The organism is Pseudomonas sp. PvP009, assembly GCF_017832995.1.
GTDB classification, from domain to species: Bacteria; Pseudomonadota; Gammaproteobacteria; order Pseudomonadales; family Pseudomonadaceae; genus Aquipseudomonas; species Aquipseudomonas syringae.
Window position 1 is genome coordinate 1,435,315 of sequence record NZ_JAFIBG010000001.1, and the last position, 15,646, is coordinate 1,450,960.

Genomic DNA, 15,646 nt, shown 5'->3' on the forward strand with positions numbered 1-15,646 from the left:
TGGAAAGTGTTTGGGAAAGTGTGTTTTTAAAATAATTTGGAGTTAATTTTTCTAGCCTTTCCATTTGAGAAAAGGCATTCCTCGAAAGTTTACACTGCAGAAGGGTGTTTAGTTTTTGATACGCTTTATTTATTTGGCTACTCCAGATTCTCAATCTTAGCTTGAGTTTGACCGTTATTAAGCTGTTTTTTTACTTCGATAGGCAGCTGATCGTAGTTTCGAGCTTGGATTGTGTGGTCGTTAACTTCGATTTGCTGAGTATTTTCTAGCAGTTTTTCTAGCTGTTTTGATATTATTAAGGAGGATTTCTTTATGTTTTCGTCAATATTTTTGACGTCATGCCCGTTCGTGGCAAGTGTTTCCCTAATCTTCAAGAGCTTATCGATTATATCGGATGACTCTCTTAGTGGGGTGGTATTATTATTTTCAAGCTCTTTGAAAAAGTAGTTGGATCCATTGTTTATGATCGTAGTTAAAAGTATTACCACTAGTGGATTTGCTGATATTTTAGCAAAATAACTTCCCGACTCGATTTTTTTAATTTCTACAGCTGCTTCTTGTACACTAAGTCCGACTAAGTTGCAGCATTCTTCTATGATAGAGTTTAAAGCATCTGTTTTTGCTGTGAATTGACTTAGTGAAATATATTGTGGAAAGTATATCTTGAATGTTTCGTTTTCTTCGTTTTCGATGGAAAGTTCTTTTGCTGTAGTCTCCAATAATAGTTTTTTGCAAGCTTTTATTTCTAAAAGAGAGTTTTTTAGTTCGTGTGCTGAGTTGATGAGTTTAAGTGAGGTTTCTATGTTTGGATTGCTTAGGTGATCGTCAATTGCATCTATAATATTTTTTATATTGAATGCTGCACTATCAAAAAAAGATACTTCCTGTAGGTGTAGTAGCTCTTCTATCTCGTGGGCAGCCTTGGTAATTGTGCTAAATCTAGATTTCCTTAAGCTGTTATTTACTTTGGTCAACAGTAAGTTGTGTTTTTCGTGAGCTTCGGCCCTCAAGTTATTTGGGTTTGTTGTTATTAGTAGTTGGGCAAGTATTTTTGGAAGTTCCTGATGGATAGTGTCTAGGTTTTCAATTAGCTTTAGAAAGTCTGGTTGTTTTTTGGTTAGTTTTTCTATGTCTGTTAATATAGTGATCAGTTTTTCAGTATGCATATTCTATTTTTTATAGTTTGTTTTTTTAAAATAAGCCCCGGGTTAGCGGGGCTTCATAGTGAACTATACTTTAAAGCGTGGAGTCTCAATAAAAGCTGAAACGGGCTATCCGTATTCATTGGAGGACAACCGTTGTGTCTCATGAAGTTTAAAACGCCATCTCAATAAAAACTAAAATGTATGATGCTTTTCTCAATTAAAAATGAATTTTCTACAGTATTAAAATGCATCAAATTTAGTGGGGGCAATAGAGCTGCGTTTTGTATTGCTGATTATTAGTAGATATTATATTTTTTAATGAGGTTGTGTCAACTCCCCGAGTGTAGACCGGGGTGAGTGAAAAGGAGGGAGTATGAGACTGAAACGGGATAAAGCTTAGAGAGCTACGCTTAGTGCTTGAATATCCGCCCAGCAGATGAGTCGGACAGTAGTGATCTTGGATTCGGAAACTGGAACGACCCGGATCCGACCTGTGGAAATTAGATTGGATGCATGTCCTATCGGCGCCTTCAGGAATTTGTCCGCCTGATCGCAACTACAGTACAGTTCGAGGTTTTTGCGAATCTGAATTGCATCTTTTTCACAGATTAATTGACACTTACCGATCACTATGGGGGACACGTAACCGCTTTTTATGAAACGACGTGCGAAGGTAAGCGATGGGATCTCGAACTCACGGGATAGGGAATCAATTGTTACACAGCGATCTAATTTGTTTTTTGTCGAGAGGACAGATTTTTTAGTAAAAAAACGCCGATTTTCGCATAGAAATTCTGCTGGTATCTCTTGCACAAGAAAGCCCATCCGTTCTAGATATTTCAACCGTTGAATTTCGATATTTAAAATTCTTGCGGTCTCGGTGGAGCTGATATGTGTGTCGTTAGGCATCAATTTGTGTAGTCTGCGGCCCGCCTTATTTGAGTAGGTTTCGGCTTCCAAAGCTCTCGCGACTCTCGACTCTTCAAGTGCGCGTCTTTCGTAAATTGTGACCAGCGCTCCATCCACAGTTGGACCCGAGACTGGCATAATTCCTACCGTTGTCAGACGTGCTGTCAGTGTAGTGTTTGGTGTGTTGAGCTGCTTTGCAAGTGGTCCGACGAAAATGTATCTGTTATGAAATGCAGACACCTCGTTGGCATCCAAAAGCATTTTTCCAAAAGCTCCTGTTTTCAAATTATTAGCGATAAATCCAGCCTTGACTGCTCGCCTGACAACCTCAGGATAGACGTCCAGATGCAGAGCAGCGCGCTCTACGTCAAAGTGAGATGGGATTCCTGTAGCAATTTTTTGAGTACCGGCTGACCCCAGCCAAGCTTCAACGGCAGCCCAATTGTGTGAATGATATTGGAAAGGCGTATTTGTTTTTATTTTAACTTTCGTTATTAGTCCTGAACGTATAAGGGTTTGTAGTTTGAGTTGGTTTACTCCAATGGTTGCCAGCTCATCTCGGCGTAGCCATAGTGCTTTTCTAGGATTGCGATTTTGTTGTGTTTTGGATGGCGTGAGCGGTTTAGTTATTAAGTTGTTGGCAATCTGTCGGACCTCTTCATCGCTAGATAGTAACCATGGGGCAATAAAAAATAGGTTTGGTGCAGGCTCGTGCTCATCGATCGAGTGACAAATAGCAGCTGTGATTTTTTCGCAGTTAGGACTGTCAGCTATGCTAACTGCAAGGTCAGCTGTGTGTTTCTTTTCTTCGTCGTTGATTTTGTAATAGTATCTGAGTACTTGGAGGTTGATTAAGAATGAGTCGAAGCTCTCTTGATCTTTATTTCTAAAAATAGAAAGAAGGCTAGTCGAGAGCTGTGAATGCTTAGGCTGTTGTGGGCTATTCCGCAAATCATAACCGCATTTACACAATGCTCCATTGCAGTCAGTCCATGTTATCTCTTGCTCGCAAGACGGACAGTGATCAATGTAGGCACAGTCATGGTATGGACAGGCGTCTATAATGTCGAAGTCCTGAATATATTTCTGCCAGCCTTCTAATAAACATTCAGGGCAAATTAAATGTTTTTTCGTCTTAAGCAGCGTCAGAGGCACGGCAATGTTGTTGATATACACCGGCGCGCCGCGCGTAACCTCAGACGTGCTGCGGTAAAATGGCAGGGGAGTAGTTGTTTTTGGATCAAGTGTCTCGAATAGTTTGGCCATGCTTGAGTGGTGCAGCTGCCAATCGAATGGTCGTGCGTTGCTCTCGCGCTGTAACGACGCGATCATTTTGGTGACAGACTTAAAGCCATTATGGTATGCGGCTCTGATAAGCAGGCTACGAGGGCTTTCCTCAGGACGTGCGCGGGGTACAAAGCTCAAGACATTCATCGTGAGTTCCTCGAAATGATACCCCGGACTTCTTGATTATCCAATGCAAAGGGATTTTTGAATTTTACTAAGGCTCCCTCTAGGCATTGCGAGTCATAGGATGCTGCAAGGTCTTTCTCAGAAAATGTGCTTGTGTTTCTTTCTAGCGCAATCCGGAAGGCTTCGTGAAGCAACTGTCGAAGCGAATTCATATTGCCGCCACTGGCAACAAATATTCTGGCCGCCAACGCTTGGTCGGTGAGATAGATAGACTCCGAGAACTCGCCGATCTTGTTAATTTGTGCGCCCAGTGATTTTAGGACCTTCAAGTAATTTGACTGATTCTCCAGCGACGTGTATTCGAGAGGCCGCAGATTTGTTCTGAATGGATACCGTCGGGCAAGCTGTGGGTGTTCGTCTACGATTGATTCACACTCTGGTGTACCCGCTATGACCACGGGTATCAGTGTTCGATTCATAAGCGTTTTAACCCAGTCGCAAACGAGACCTTTCGTTTTTTCGGCCCCTTTTCCCAGCAAGTGATGAAACTCGTCTAGTAGGATGACCTGGGTCTGGCAGGTCTTTAAGAGGGTGATCAATCGATAAAGTAAGGCCGTGGCGTCGCCATTTAGATGTACGCACCCTAATTGAGCTAGCATACCCATAGTCAGGGATTTCAGTGTAGGCCCAGCTGGTAGTTCGCAATAAAATGCAGGGACGGTTTCAATGATACCCCACTCGGTCTCTATTTCCTTCCGACCACCGATTTGTTGTACTATATATTTGCAGACTGTTGATTTTCCAACTCCGGAGAGTCCCGTCAGTAGCGCAGATGAAGGCTCACGGCGAGTAGCGGTCGTTATGATGCTTTTATGTATTTTTTCTAACGCGTCTTTATAATAGCAGTGAACAACAATATGCTTGGAAAACTCTGTCATTTTATTTTCAATTGCAGGAGTCATATGAATTACTCTAGTTTAAAGGTTTCTAAGTCATCATCGGAGTCTTCTATATTTTTCATCTCGGTGACATTCAAATCTGTCTGGGTATGGTATACATCGTCTTCGAGTTCTGCTCTTGCATCACCTTCATCATCCTGAGTTGCCAAAGTGATCGGTCGTTGTTGTTTTTGCTTTTTAGGTTTTTTGTATTCTAGTTCACTTAGGTTAAGGTAAATATTTGCTAGCGCGCGAGCTGCTTTTTTCTTGCTAAAAGTCAGGCCTTCTTTGTCAATTGCGTCACAGGCCAGTTGGTGTTCGTAAAGCGTTAGGTTGTTTTGATAATCAGGGTCTACAGCATCTGCTCGAACCATTACCCCAGGTTCTTGCGGTATGGATAACCACACGGTTGATAGGTCAGACTCGTCGTAATGCACCAAAGGTTTACAGTTGTGCTTTCGGGCTTTGTCATTCAATCTTGCTAGTCCAGGGCCGTACCACTGAAGGTTGAACATTGTGATCCTGCCGTTTGAAATTGTTCTTGCTTTGGTTTTGCGGCAAGTAATATCTAGCTGTTCAATTGCGTAGGTGTCGGGCGGCAGCTCCGTCATCATGGCCTTCTCAAAAGCACTTCGTGGGGCTACGGATACGCCTTTCTGAGGGTTTTCATGGTAGTACTCGTCGAGCCAGCGTGTGAATACTAATCTGATGCTCTCTACGGTCAGGCACGCATTTTTTTCGGAGTTATAATCTCTACGTTCTGTCGGATTGGATTTAGTCGTACCTTTGGCGTGATGCATAATTGTCAGGTTCAAAGTTAAGAAAAATCGCTCAATAAAGCTTTTTTGATCGGGCTTCCCAGGTGGCAGCGGTAATACCTTCGAGCCATATATACTGAAGAAATTGAAAAATGAGTCATTAAGAAATTCTGATCCATTGTCAATGTAGTATGTTTCCCCTTTTCCCGCTATAGGGTTATCACTGCGCAGCGACATCTTGAGGGCTTTCATTGTTTTCGCCGCGCAAGGTGGCGTCATTGAAAGTTCCCACCCAATAATCATCTTGCTTTTGCACTCGATAAATGCGGTCAGGTAGGGCCTGCCGATGACATTTCCGTTCGTGTCCACAGCGATAATGTCAATTTGTTGAGTGTCTGCTTCTATTCTCTGGTACATGTGATGGGGCCTCTGGATGCTACGTCCATATTTATTTATTTTTTCAGCGTATGCTCGGCCTTCGCGCATGATGTTGAATTTATATGCGTCAATTGCGGACAACATACGATAAAACGTCGCACGTGAGGGCGGCTTGATTTGCTCATCTAAAGGGCGATGCTCATTGTCTTTTTCGATGTGAGTTATCAGTATGTTATAAGCGAGTTGTCCACTCGGGCGTTCTTTGATCAGATAGTGCTGGTTAATGATGTCTTCTGCAATTTCGATCGTTTTGTTGTCCAGTTTTTTTCCACGTGGCAGTTGGTAGTGTTTGTTCTTTATAAGTCCCAAGGGGCTGTTGCCGGATTGCCTATATTTTGCTGCCCAGTTGTACAATGTCGAATAGCTAGGGGGGGAAGAGTCCCCAATTTGTTCCGCGTGCTCTCTGATATAGGCTTGCGCTGCGTCACGAGGCAGGCGGTTGCCAAGCGCTAGCAGCGCGCCTACGGTATATCCAGTTTTCCTGTCATGCTCCGCTCTTTCAGCCGTGCTCATACTCAAAAGAATTGGAGCTTTGCTCTGGTCGATAGGTGCGCATTGAGATTTGACCAAGCTTCCATTCGCTATCATTTCGCTCACCTGGAAGTGGGTAAACGATACTTGCCGTTGTCCGATGACGGCACTGAACTGAGCGTATTTCAAATCGGTCGATACGACTTCAAATTCCGCGCCATTCAAGCGGTAACGTTCATTGACTATGGCATTAGACATAGCGTGCGGCCCCCGTTAGCCGATGATGAAACGCGTGACTCCAGCGTAAATAGCTGGTCGAGATCAGCCGAAATCAGCCGATTAAATACGCCCTTGGCGATTGATTTCATCGAGGGTGGATACGGTAGCGCCAACAGTGAGCGCACGGTACTGCCAGACATGGATGTTTGCTTGAGGCTGTCGAGGACGTAGTTCAACTCCGTGTCCGTGACCAGATGCATTCGGTTATAGAGATTTTGGAGATTTCTCAGCTTTGGTTGAATGCGAATTTCCCGTTCCGTGATGAGGTCGAATCCGTAGCCTGCTTGCTCACAAACCTTTCTGAACTCGCCTATTTTCCGGAGATAGCTGGCGTCCTCGACAATATGATCGGGCTTGATCTCGACGTATCTGATTTCGCCAGTGCCATAGCTGATTTCAAAGTCGGGGGTATACCGAACTGCACGGTCTTCCATGGCAAACGAGAAGGTTCCGGGCTGAGGGGCATAGGCCACCACCTGATCTTCATATTCGAGCCAGACACAGAAATCCGCTTCAAGCTCGCTTTCGCAAACCACGACCTTTTTGTTTTTGAAGGATGGAAAATGGGTGATGTGCTTGCCGTATTTTCCCTTCTTCAGGATGCGGCTTGGTGTCCGGGTTCGGCTCTGCTCGAAGGCGGTAGGTGGTCTCATGAGATGCGTCCAAAATGGGAATTTCGGGCATCATAGTGAAAGCTTTTTTATTCGTAAACTCACATTTTTATTGACGTGTCAATGGTGCTGACAAAAAATGTTTATGTGGCTGACAAGTTAAATAAAAACTATAAATATCATAATGTTAAATTGATCTTCTTGCTTTCATTGCCCGAGTGAAAGCGTGCAAATTTTTTTTCGAAATCACTGCTGCCGATGTTTTTTGGCTTGCGCGGCTGGCACCGGCTATGGGGGGGCATGCGTGGTGGCGATTAACCCGCGGCGGCAGTTTCATGCAGGCCCGCGATCCTTGGGAGAAACGGTATCGAGAACATGGTTTGCACCTAATATGGGTGGGTTTCTGAGTGGGGATTGGCGTTAATGGTTTGGCCAGGGAGTGCCTTTGAGCTGCCTGGTTGAGTTAGTCATGTTCGCCATCAGCTCCGAGTGGCGAAACTGAGTCCCTGTTCCACTTTTCATTTCAGTGAGCGATGGTTCCGTCCGACGAGACCTCATTTGGCCGATGTGGCTCAAAATGTGCGGTAGGAGTAGCCTCCTAGACGGAAACCTCTCCTGACACCGAGGGAGCGGAGCACTATCCATTTGTACATAACACTGACCGGTAGGAGGCAATATGCAAATTTTGCATATTGCTTTCGCTGTCGAAGGGCGCCACTTCTAGCGGTGCTGACTTTATTACGAGGAGCAAACGATGTTCTCGTGTAACGCGTTTATTTTGCGTAACACTGGGGTGTTACGCAAAATAAATGCGTTACGGTAGAAGTTAAATAATGGGAGAGGGCGTACAAATCACTCATATACGCTTAGCGGCTGCGCGGATGAAACGGTCGAGATTTTCCAAATTGCACGCTAATGCTGTCGCAATAGATTTTAATTTTTTCGTCGAGCGCTTTTCGCGTTTCTTCATCTAAGGCTTCATAGCGCAAGCGCCATTCGCGCAAGTGTTCCTGTTTTTGGCGCTGTTGTGCGTCTTTCAACGCGACTATCTCGTCAAATGTATGTATCGAATCTTCGGTTTTTTTCGTTTCATCAGTCATGAAAGTGCTGCCTAATAGGGGATCTTTATATCTTCGTCCAGTAGATCGGTCACATTTCGTACCAGTGGATCTAGCCAATCGGCTTTGGCGCGCGCCCATTGAAAATAGCTCATGTGCTCTATGCCGTGGGTTGCCGATAGCGACTTGCGCTCAAGGGCGTCGATATAGTCGCGGATGACCTGGGCGCGGCGCCAGTTCTGTGCATCGGACTCTAGGGCTGCTAAGCGTTTTCGTTCGTCATTCTGTATGCGTTGTCGCGCGGCAGCGCTTTCGCGCAGATGGCGACGCTTTTCATCGGCGATGGCATGCTGCTCTGCATTCACCAGCGCTCCGACAGCGTTTGTAACGACCTGTTCAAGCAGCTTGTTCAATTGCATCTCGACCGGGAGGCTCGGCGAGTCGATAACTTTGCCTGCATACCCTTCATTTATTAGCAGTTGGAGTTTCCCTGTCGGTTGATATGCCCAATTAGGCCAGTAGCTCCAGCGCCCGCGAGCCTTGTCCTCCAGTTGTTTTGGCGTTGGCACATATGGGCTGCGCTTGCAGGGTTCGAACACGCGCAGATGATAGCCTCGGCCCATGATCAGGATGTCGACCTGCTTTTTGCTCTGCTCGATACGATAGCCACGTGTTTCCAGTGCTTTGAGGAGGGTATCCACGAGCCTTAGCGCGCGATCCTGCAAGGAGGGCGAGACACAAATACTTAGCGCAGGCGCGCGCGTGCTGGGCTGGCCGCGTGAATCAATGACGGGTTTCTTCAACGCAACGCGGGCAGCGTTGGTCATCGGGTGCCAACGCTTCACTTGATCAGGGACGATAATCTGGTTGCCAGGTGCTCGCTCGAAGGCCAGCAGCGGCACCAGCCGCTCATCCATGGGCTTGGGCTCAACCTCGGTGTGCGGGGCCTGCGTGCGTAATAGGTTCATCGGGTGGCCAACGTATTCGCGAAGTTTGGGGCGCGGCGGCACCGACTTGCCAGCCTTCAGTCGTGTCCAGTAGCCCCGAGGCGGGGTTGGGATCTGTAGCCGTCCACAGAGTTTCTTAAGGCCTACGTCAGAGAGCTGGTAGCGCGGTGCGACTATCGTCACCGCTTCTGTCCAAACCTCATCCAACAGTTTGGCTCGGTCGTACTGTTCCAGCATTGCGAAGGTCCTTTCAGCGAGTCGAATCTCAGTTCGAAACCGATATCAGGGTAGCGGACGTCGGTTCGTTCAGATGGCAGTTCTTCAATCGGGCTGATGCCAGTTCTTTCCTTTCACGCGACAGGCCTACAGCAGCGACAGTGTGTTGGATGAATAGACCAGTCGATAGCCCATGGCTTTGTAACCGGCCTTGCGCTTCTCCCACATTCTCAACACGGCGACGTTACCCTCGTCTACGAAATCAATCACCTGTACGTCGGACTTGGCGGTGTGTAGGCGATGCAGGCGTCCCGCGTACTGCTGGAGGATGCCGCGCCAGGAAATGGGCATGGCCAGCACCAAGGTATCAAGTGCAGGGTGATCGAACCCTTCGCCAATGAGCGTACCGGTGGCCAAGAGCACCCGAGGCGCATCTTCGGGCAGAGACTCCAATGTACTGATCAGCGACGCCCGCCGTTTCTTCGGCATGCGGCCATGGAGCGTGAAAAGATTCGCGACCTGCTCCCTGAGCGCAACATCTAGCGTATCAACATGCTCTGTGCGCTGGCTAAGCACCAGGACTTTTCGGCCTTGGCGGTAAGCTTGCACCACAGCAGAAACGATGGTGGCCGTGCGCTGTGAGTCATCTGCCAATCGCCTGAATACTTCCTGGATACCCGAGCCCTCAGGGACGATGACGGGGTCGGACAGTATGCGAGGGCTCACGGACAAATCATGAGGGGCGCTGGCTGGGCGCGCGGCGGTATGGCGGATAGGTCCGCACTGCATGAAAATGATGGGCTGCTGCCCATCGCGGCGGATCGGGGTCGCCGTCAGCCCGAGCACGTAACGCGCGGGCGAACTGCGCAACAAGGCTTCGAAAGACACCGCCGACAGGTGATGGCATTCGTCAATGATGATCTGGCCGTAATTTTTCACAAGGTCACTGATCTCGCCTTTGCGCGACAGCGATTGCATGACAGCTATATCGATCTGGCCGGTGAGCTTGGGCTTACCGCCGCCCAAGGTGCCGACGACTTCTTTGCCGACGCCGAGGAACGCCTGCAAGCGTTCTTGCCACTGCCGGAGCAGCTCGGTCCTGTGCACAAGCACCAAGGTATTCACACGCCGCCTGGTAATGAGCGCTGCGGCACTCACGGTTTTACCGAAGGCCGTTGGCGCGCAGAGGATACCGGTGTCATGTGCTTGCATGGCGGTAACGGCCGTTTCCTGGTCAGGACGCAGAGTGCCGAGGAAACTGACATCCAACGGATAGCCCGCGAAACGCTCGTCTTCCACCAGTGGCGTGATCTTGTACTCCGCCAGCAGCGCCTGCACGGCGTCCCAGCAGCCACGTGGCAAGGCGATATGTTGGGGAAAATTCTGCGCGCAGCCAATGACTCTGGGTTTGTTCCACACTGACAGGCGCAGGGCCTGCGCTTTGTAAAACTCGGGATTCTGAAACGCCGCGAGGCGGATCAACTGGTTGACCAAGGGTTGAGGCAGCTGGGCCTTTTCAAAGTAGATCAGGTTCGCCAGGGTGATGCTCAGGGTGGCAGGCATCGGGCCGTTGGGCTTCTGTGGTCGAGGCGAGGGGACTTTCCATGGCTGGGCACCTTCGTCTTCATCGACGTAGGCAACGGCGACGGGGTCGCGGTTGCCCGTGGCCTGAGTAATGACGGGGTGGATGCGCTCGGGGTTCATGCGTTGGAGTGTGGCGAGGAACTCCCACTGATCGGCATAGGGCACCAGAGCGTCATCGACAAAGACGCTGTGATGCTGTGCCCTGGAGCGTTTTTGCAGCGGTAACGCGATCAAGTTGCCGAAACCGCCTTTGGGCAGGGTGTCCTGGTTGGGAAACAACCTGTCGTAGGAGCTGAGCGATAATTGCCGCGTGCGTTCACAGGCATGACTGATGATGGCGGCCCCGAGACGGCGTGCATCGCTGGCCAGTACCTTGTCCTCGAAGAAGATCCAGGCATGCGCGCCGTTGCCCGAGCGTGAGACTTCCAAGGCGACGGGCACACCGAGGGCCTTGCAGGACTCCACGAATGCGCGGGCGTCATCGCGCCATTCGGCCTCGTCGAAATCGACGGCCAGAAAGTAGCAAGTATCATCCTTGAGCAACGGATAGACACCGACCACTACCGCGCCTGCCAGATGGCGAAAGATAACGTCGTCGGTCACCTCCAGCAGTTGGCGCTGGTGGCAGTCGCCGCATTTGATCCGTGGTTTCTCGCAGATCCCCGGACGCCACTCGTTCGCGCAGGCAGGTGCATAGCCGGACTTGCCGCTTTTGCCTTCCCAGCGCAGCGGGTAGATGTCGGTACGCCCTCTAAACAAGCTACGAAAGAGGGCGAGCTTGCTACGGGTGTCCAGGGCGGATGACGTATCAACGGGCGCCACGGGGATACGGGTAGGTTCGACAGGCGGTTGCCAGTCGATGCCGTGCGCATCGAGTAAGGCAATTAACCGCGCGTTCTCCGCCTGGAGTATCGCCAGCAACTGGGAGTCGGTCACCGCATCGAGCCTCGGTGTTTGGGAATGGCCTGTGGGGTTTAGGCTATCAGTCGGCGGGGGGAGGGATCAAACCCTAGGGCCGGGCGCGGGCCGGCGGCTGCGCAACGCCTTGCAATCATCCGGCGTTTAACCGAAGCGGTGTTAGGCGCACAACGGTTCGACTGCCCACTACCCAGCCCTGGTTGAATTGCATTGACCGTCAAGCGGCGTGTTTCACAGTCATTGCCGATTGACGTTCGCCCGCTGGGAAATCGTATTGGTCGCGGCTGGGCTGGCGCATCTAGCGAACACCTGAACCCAATCCGTAATAAAAATTTACCGCTGAGTGCGATAGCGGCATAGTGGCATCATGGTTCGCCCGCAACGTCGGGGTTGCTCAACCGGGCCGATTTTACTGCTTACGATGATCAATCAGTCGTTGGCGGATCCAGCAAGCTTAAGGTTACTGATGGCGTTGAGTGGGCACGTGATCTCTCACGTTCTCTGCACGCCCCCCCCATTCAAGGAGCGATACACCGCAATGACCACACAAGGATTTGGCGCTCAACTGCTGACGCTGCCGAGCATCTTTTCGGACCGGTTTTTCACCATTCCGGATTATCAGCGTGGCTACGCGTGGGACAAAAAGCAGGTCGATGAACTGCTCAAGGACGTCGATCATCTGATGCAAGATGGCGCCGCGTTACGTCATTACACCGGCACACTCGTCCTCAGTCGTCCGAAACATGCGGCAGACAACGCCTTCCACGTCGTGGATGGCCAGCAGCGGCTGACCACACTTGCCATTTTTCTGTACCTGCTTTGCGAGTCGCTGCCCATCGAAGAACGGGCAGCGTTTTCCGCGCTGTATTTACGCCGTGGTGAGCTTGGCAATGATCGTGCTGTGTTGCGCTTGAACTCGGATACACGGTCGTTTTTCGAACGTGTGGTGATGGCTGAAGGTAACCTCGATAACAGTCCGATTAAACTTGAGGCGCATCAACGATTACTCGGCGCCCGAGGTTCGATTAAGAAGTGGCTTGAGGACAAAATCGCTTTGGGAATTGAGCCACAGCGGATCAGGGATATCCTTGAGTCCCGGCTCGGCTTTCTGGTGTTCGCGCCTGAAGAAGATGCTGAAACGGGAATCATGTTCGAGGTCATCAACAACAGGGGAAAACCGCTTAGCGAGTTGGAAAAGGTTAAAAACTATTTGATTTACTGCTGTGTGAAGCTTTCTGCGGCTTCGCTCAGGGACACAATCGATCAGGATTGGTCAGAAATCCTCAGGGCCTTGAACATCGCTGGCAAAACCTCAGTCGGCGACGAAAGTGCATTTCTTCGTTACTGCCTGGTCGTCCATTTCAAACTGAATAAAACCGATAGCCAATACGGTTATGAAGAGCTGAAAAAGCGAGTAAACCTCGACAGCTGTCTGAATGAGGATTTACCCCGCGAGCCGGTGATCAAAAAAATTGCGGCCTTTGTGCAGTTTATGAAAACCGCCGCGCTCTGGTATCAACGTCTGTATGGGCGTGATCACGCAGGTTTAGAGCCTGAGATAGTGGTGCTTCTTGATCAAATCCGCGCGCAGGCACGTCATGCGTCCATTATGCCGTTGTTCCTGGCGATGGTGATCAAATTGCAGGGCTCGGGCGAGCGCCTGCATAAACTGCTTCGGTTGTTGGAGATCCTCAATTTTCGGGTCTACATGGCGCGGAACATGACGTCACGTAATGACACCGGACAAGGCGATCTCTATTGGTATGCGGCGCATTACTACCACTCTGGGCTTTTGGCCGCGCTTACCCCCGAAGAGCTTAAGGTTGGGCACATCTGTTTGGAAACCGATGAGGATGCATTGGAATACGGGCTCGTTAATTTTATCCATTGGCTAGCTGCGGATCACCGGTTTATTAAGTCCTTCTCTCTTGACCCTGACAGCCCCGACGATTTTTACAAATGGCGTGGCTTGCGGTACTTCCTCATGAACTACGAGGCGAAGCTCCAACCGCGAAAAACGATTCAAATTGATAAAATTCTTCTCGGGGTTTCGGAGGGTAAAACCTCAGACTATTACTCGGTGGAGCACCTCTGGGCTACTGAAAATAGAAGTCGTGAGGGGGAAAACAACCGTAAACAAGATAAGTACCAGCGGCGCCGTCTAGGCAATTTTGTCTTACTGGAACTGCGCCTGAACATTCAGGGAAACAACGATGATCTGGAAGACAAGCTTCCACGCTACTGCGAGGGACTGGGGGAAGAACCGCCTACAGAACTTCATCAAGTTCGAAAAATGGCTTTCGACACGCATTCACTGATTAAAAGTTTCGATGGCAGAAGGCGGACGATCAATTTTTATCACGACCTTCATGGCGAGCTGAATGACCATCAAGAGCAGCGGTTCATCAAGTTTGCCCAAGCACGCTGGTCGTTGAAGCCTTTCATTGGGTACGCGCAAATTCAGCGGGAAGCGGCCGCCGCGCTAGAACAAAGCTGAGGATTGCGTTTTGAATGAGCCGAAGGGTGTACCGGACCCACTTGAGGTGGGGGCGGTATGCGAGACGCGGTTGAAGTGCCGCGAAGGTTGATGTAGTGCTAGTAAAGGGAAACCCTGGTTTACCTGGAAATCCACTGATGACCCTAGTGTTCAACAGTGGATTAAATGAAAAAATTAAGGACGCGTAATGATTACGTTGAGAGACGGCGGCTCATTCGGCATTGACGCCTTGGTTACAAAAGTAGAGGGATTGGGTGGTTCCATGGTGTTGGGTCCCATCAAAGTAGGGTTGACCGATCACAGGAAGCCGGACTCGTTGGATTACTGGATTAGAACCAATGGAGCCACCCGAAAAGACCAGATGCAAGCTGAAACGCAAGTGGTTGATCAGTTGCTTGCTACTGGTCGTTTTGACCGCGTAGAAATGAAATGTCCATCAACCGGGTATCGTTGCGCTGGGCTGAGTGTGATTTCCAATCCTCGCTACGAACAGACTCAGGCACCCACGATCACTGTGCCTGGAAATGAAGAAACGAAGGCGGCCGCATGGTTGATCGACCGCTTCAAAGCCGCGTCGCCGAACCTTGCCTATGCCAATCTCAACGAGGCTGGAAGTTATCGGGGATGGGTTGCTGACTTCAAAATTCCTCTGTTGGATGGTCGTTTACTGAAGCTGGATCTACGAGAGGAGAAGGATCTGTTTCTCCTATTTGTCTTGGCGGTGGCCTGGTCTCGGACAGGCCCTTGGGAGAATGCCGTCTATTTTGTGGCCTGGATGAAGCTCGCTCACAAAGACACACCCGCTTTATGGACAAACGACGCGTTTGTCGAAATAGAGTGCAGTAAACGTAAGGCTTCCATCGTGCAGACCTTAGGTCAGTGCCTTCGTCCCGACACCAGAAAGCAGGTCAGTTTCAGGAAAGATGTTTACGCGAGTGTGAAAGTCCTTGCCCACAACTGGGACGGCATCAAACGTGCCATCGCCGTCATGATTACGACTAGCCATTACGCTGCGTTTTTCGACTTTATGCGTTCATTAAAAGGCTTGGGGACCGGCCAAAAAAGCATGCTGATAAAGATCCCGCTGGTTATGCGAGAGTTGCGCTGTCAGCTTTATCCATCAATTCCAGGCGAGTTTTGCTGCGTGCCGGACGCACGGGTCTATAAGGCGTTAAGTGCTATGAGTCGAGACCACAACAAGCGTATAAACCTGACTCATCAGGCTGGCAGTGTAAAAAAATTGATCAACGCCTCTGCGAAGATCTTTCAGCTGTTCGGTGATTTGTATGACTTGCCGTTGTTTGCTTATGTTGACCTCGATCTACCCGTATGTGACAACTAGAGTAGAGCCCTAGCCCTAAAGAAATTTGACGCACCTTATTTTCGAGTGCCTTTAAAGACAGAAAAGTGGCGTCCGCTTTATCTTAGGTGACACCGTTTTCTTGCTCATTGGGTCCCCTGGGG

The 15,646-nt window shown here is 49.5% G+C and carries 10 protein-coding genes; 2 read left to right on the forward strand and 8 right to left on the reverse strand.

The genetic code is table 11. The features are described 5' to 3' along the window. Window positions 1-137: 137 nt before the first annotated feature. The 8 genes from JOE29_RS06310 to JOE29_RS06345 form a co-directional block, all read right to left on the reverse strand. Window positions 138-1,166 carry a hypothetical protein gene (locus JOE29_RS06310; protein WP_210079059.1) on the reverse strand — a complete coding sequence of 343 codons (1,029 nt, stop codon included), beginning with the start codon at window positions 1,164-1,166 and terminating at the stop codon, window positions 138-140. A gap of 375 nt (window positions 1,167-1,541) precedes the next feature. Continuing rightward, window positions 1,542-3,488 carry a TniQ family protein gene (locus tag JOE29_RS06315; protein ID WP_210079070.1) on the reverse strand — a complete coding sequence of 649 codons (1,947 nt, stop codon included), beginning with the start codon at window positions 3,486-3,488 and terminating at the stop codon, window positions 1,542-1,544. Beyond that, window positions 3,485-4,429, reverse strand: coding sequence for a TniB family NTP-binding protein (locus JOE29_RS06320; protein ID WP_210079082.1), 945 nt, complete (start codon window positions 4,427-4,429; stop codon window positions 3,485-3,487). Before JOE29_RS06320 ends, JOE29_RS06315 begins: the two co-directional genes overlap by 4 nt. A 5-nt stretch (window positions 4,430-4,434) precedes the next feature. Further along, window positions 4,435-6,330, reverse strand: a complete 1,896-nt coding sequence (locus JOE29_RS06325) for a DDE-type integrase/transposase/recombinase (RefSeq protein ID WP_210079084.1) — start codon at window positions 6,328-6,330, stop codon at window positions 4,435-4,437. Further along, window positions 6,315-7,004 (reverse strand): TnsA endonuclease N-terminal domain-containing protein, encoded by a 690-nt coding sequence (locus JOE29_RS06330; RefSeq protein ID WP_210079095.1) that lies wholly within the window; start codon window positions 7,002-7,004, stop codon window positions 6,315-6,317. Before JOE29_RS06330 ends, JOE29_RS06325 begins: the two co-directional genes overlap by 16 nt. A gap of 824 nt (window positions 7,005-7,828) precedes the next feature. After that, complete coding sequence (locus JOE29_RS06335) at window positions 7,829-8,062, reverse strand: hypothetical protein (RefSeq protein ID WP_210079097.1); 234 nt, start codon at window positions 8,060-8,062, stop codon at window positions 7,829-7,831. Window positions 8,063-8,073: 11 nt separating this feature from the next. Continuing rightward, entirely contained in the window at window positions 8,074-9,204 is a 1,131-nt protein-coding gene (locus JOE29_RS06340) for a hypothetical protein (RefSeq protein WP_210079100.1), read from the reverse strand. Between the two features lie 126 nt (window positions 9,205-9,330). Beyond that, window positions 9,331-11,703: a DEAD/DEAH box helicase gene (locus tag JOE29_RS06345; RefSeq protein ID WP_210079102.1), complete on the reverse strand. Its 2,373-nt coding sequence runs from the start codon at window positions 11,701-11,703 to the stop codon at window positions 9,331-9,333. A 520-nt stretch (window positions 11,704-12,223) separates the two neighbouring features. Here JOE29_RS06345 and JOE29_RS06350 point away from each other — a divergent pair. Continuing rightward, window positions 12,224-14,182, forward strand: coding sequence for a DUF262 domain-containing protein (locus JOE29_RS06350; RefSeq protein WP_210079105.1), 1,959 nt, complete (start codon window positions 12,224-12,226; stop codon window positions 14,180-14,182). A gap of 187 nt (window positions 14,183-14,369) precedes the next feature. Then, window positions 14,370-15,524, forward strand: coding sequence for a hypothetical protein (locus JOE29_RS06355; protein ID WP_210079107.1), 1,155 nt, complete (start codon window positions 14,370-14,372; stop codon window positions 15,522-15,524). The last annotated feature ends 122 nt before the right edge of the window (window positions 15,525-15,646 follow it).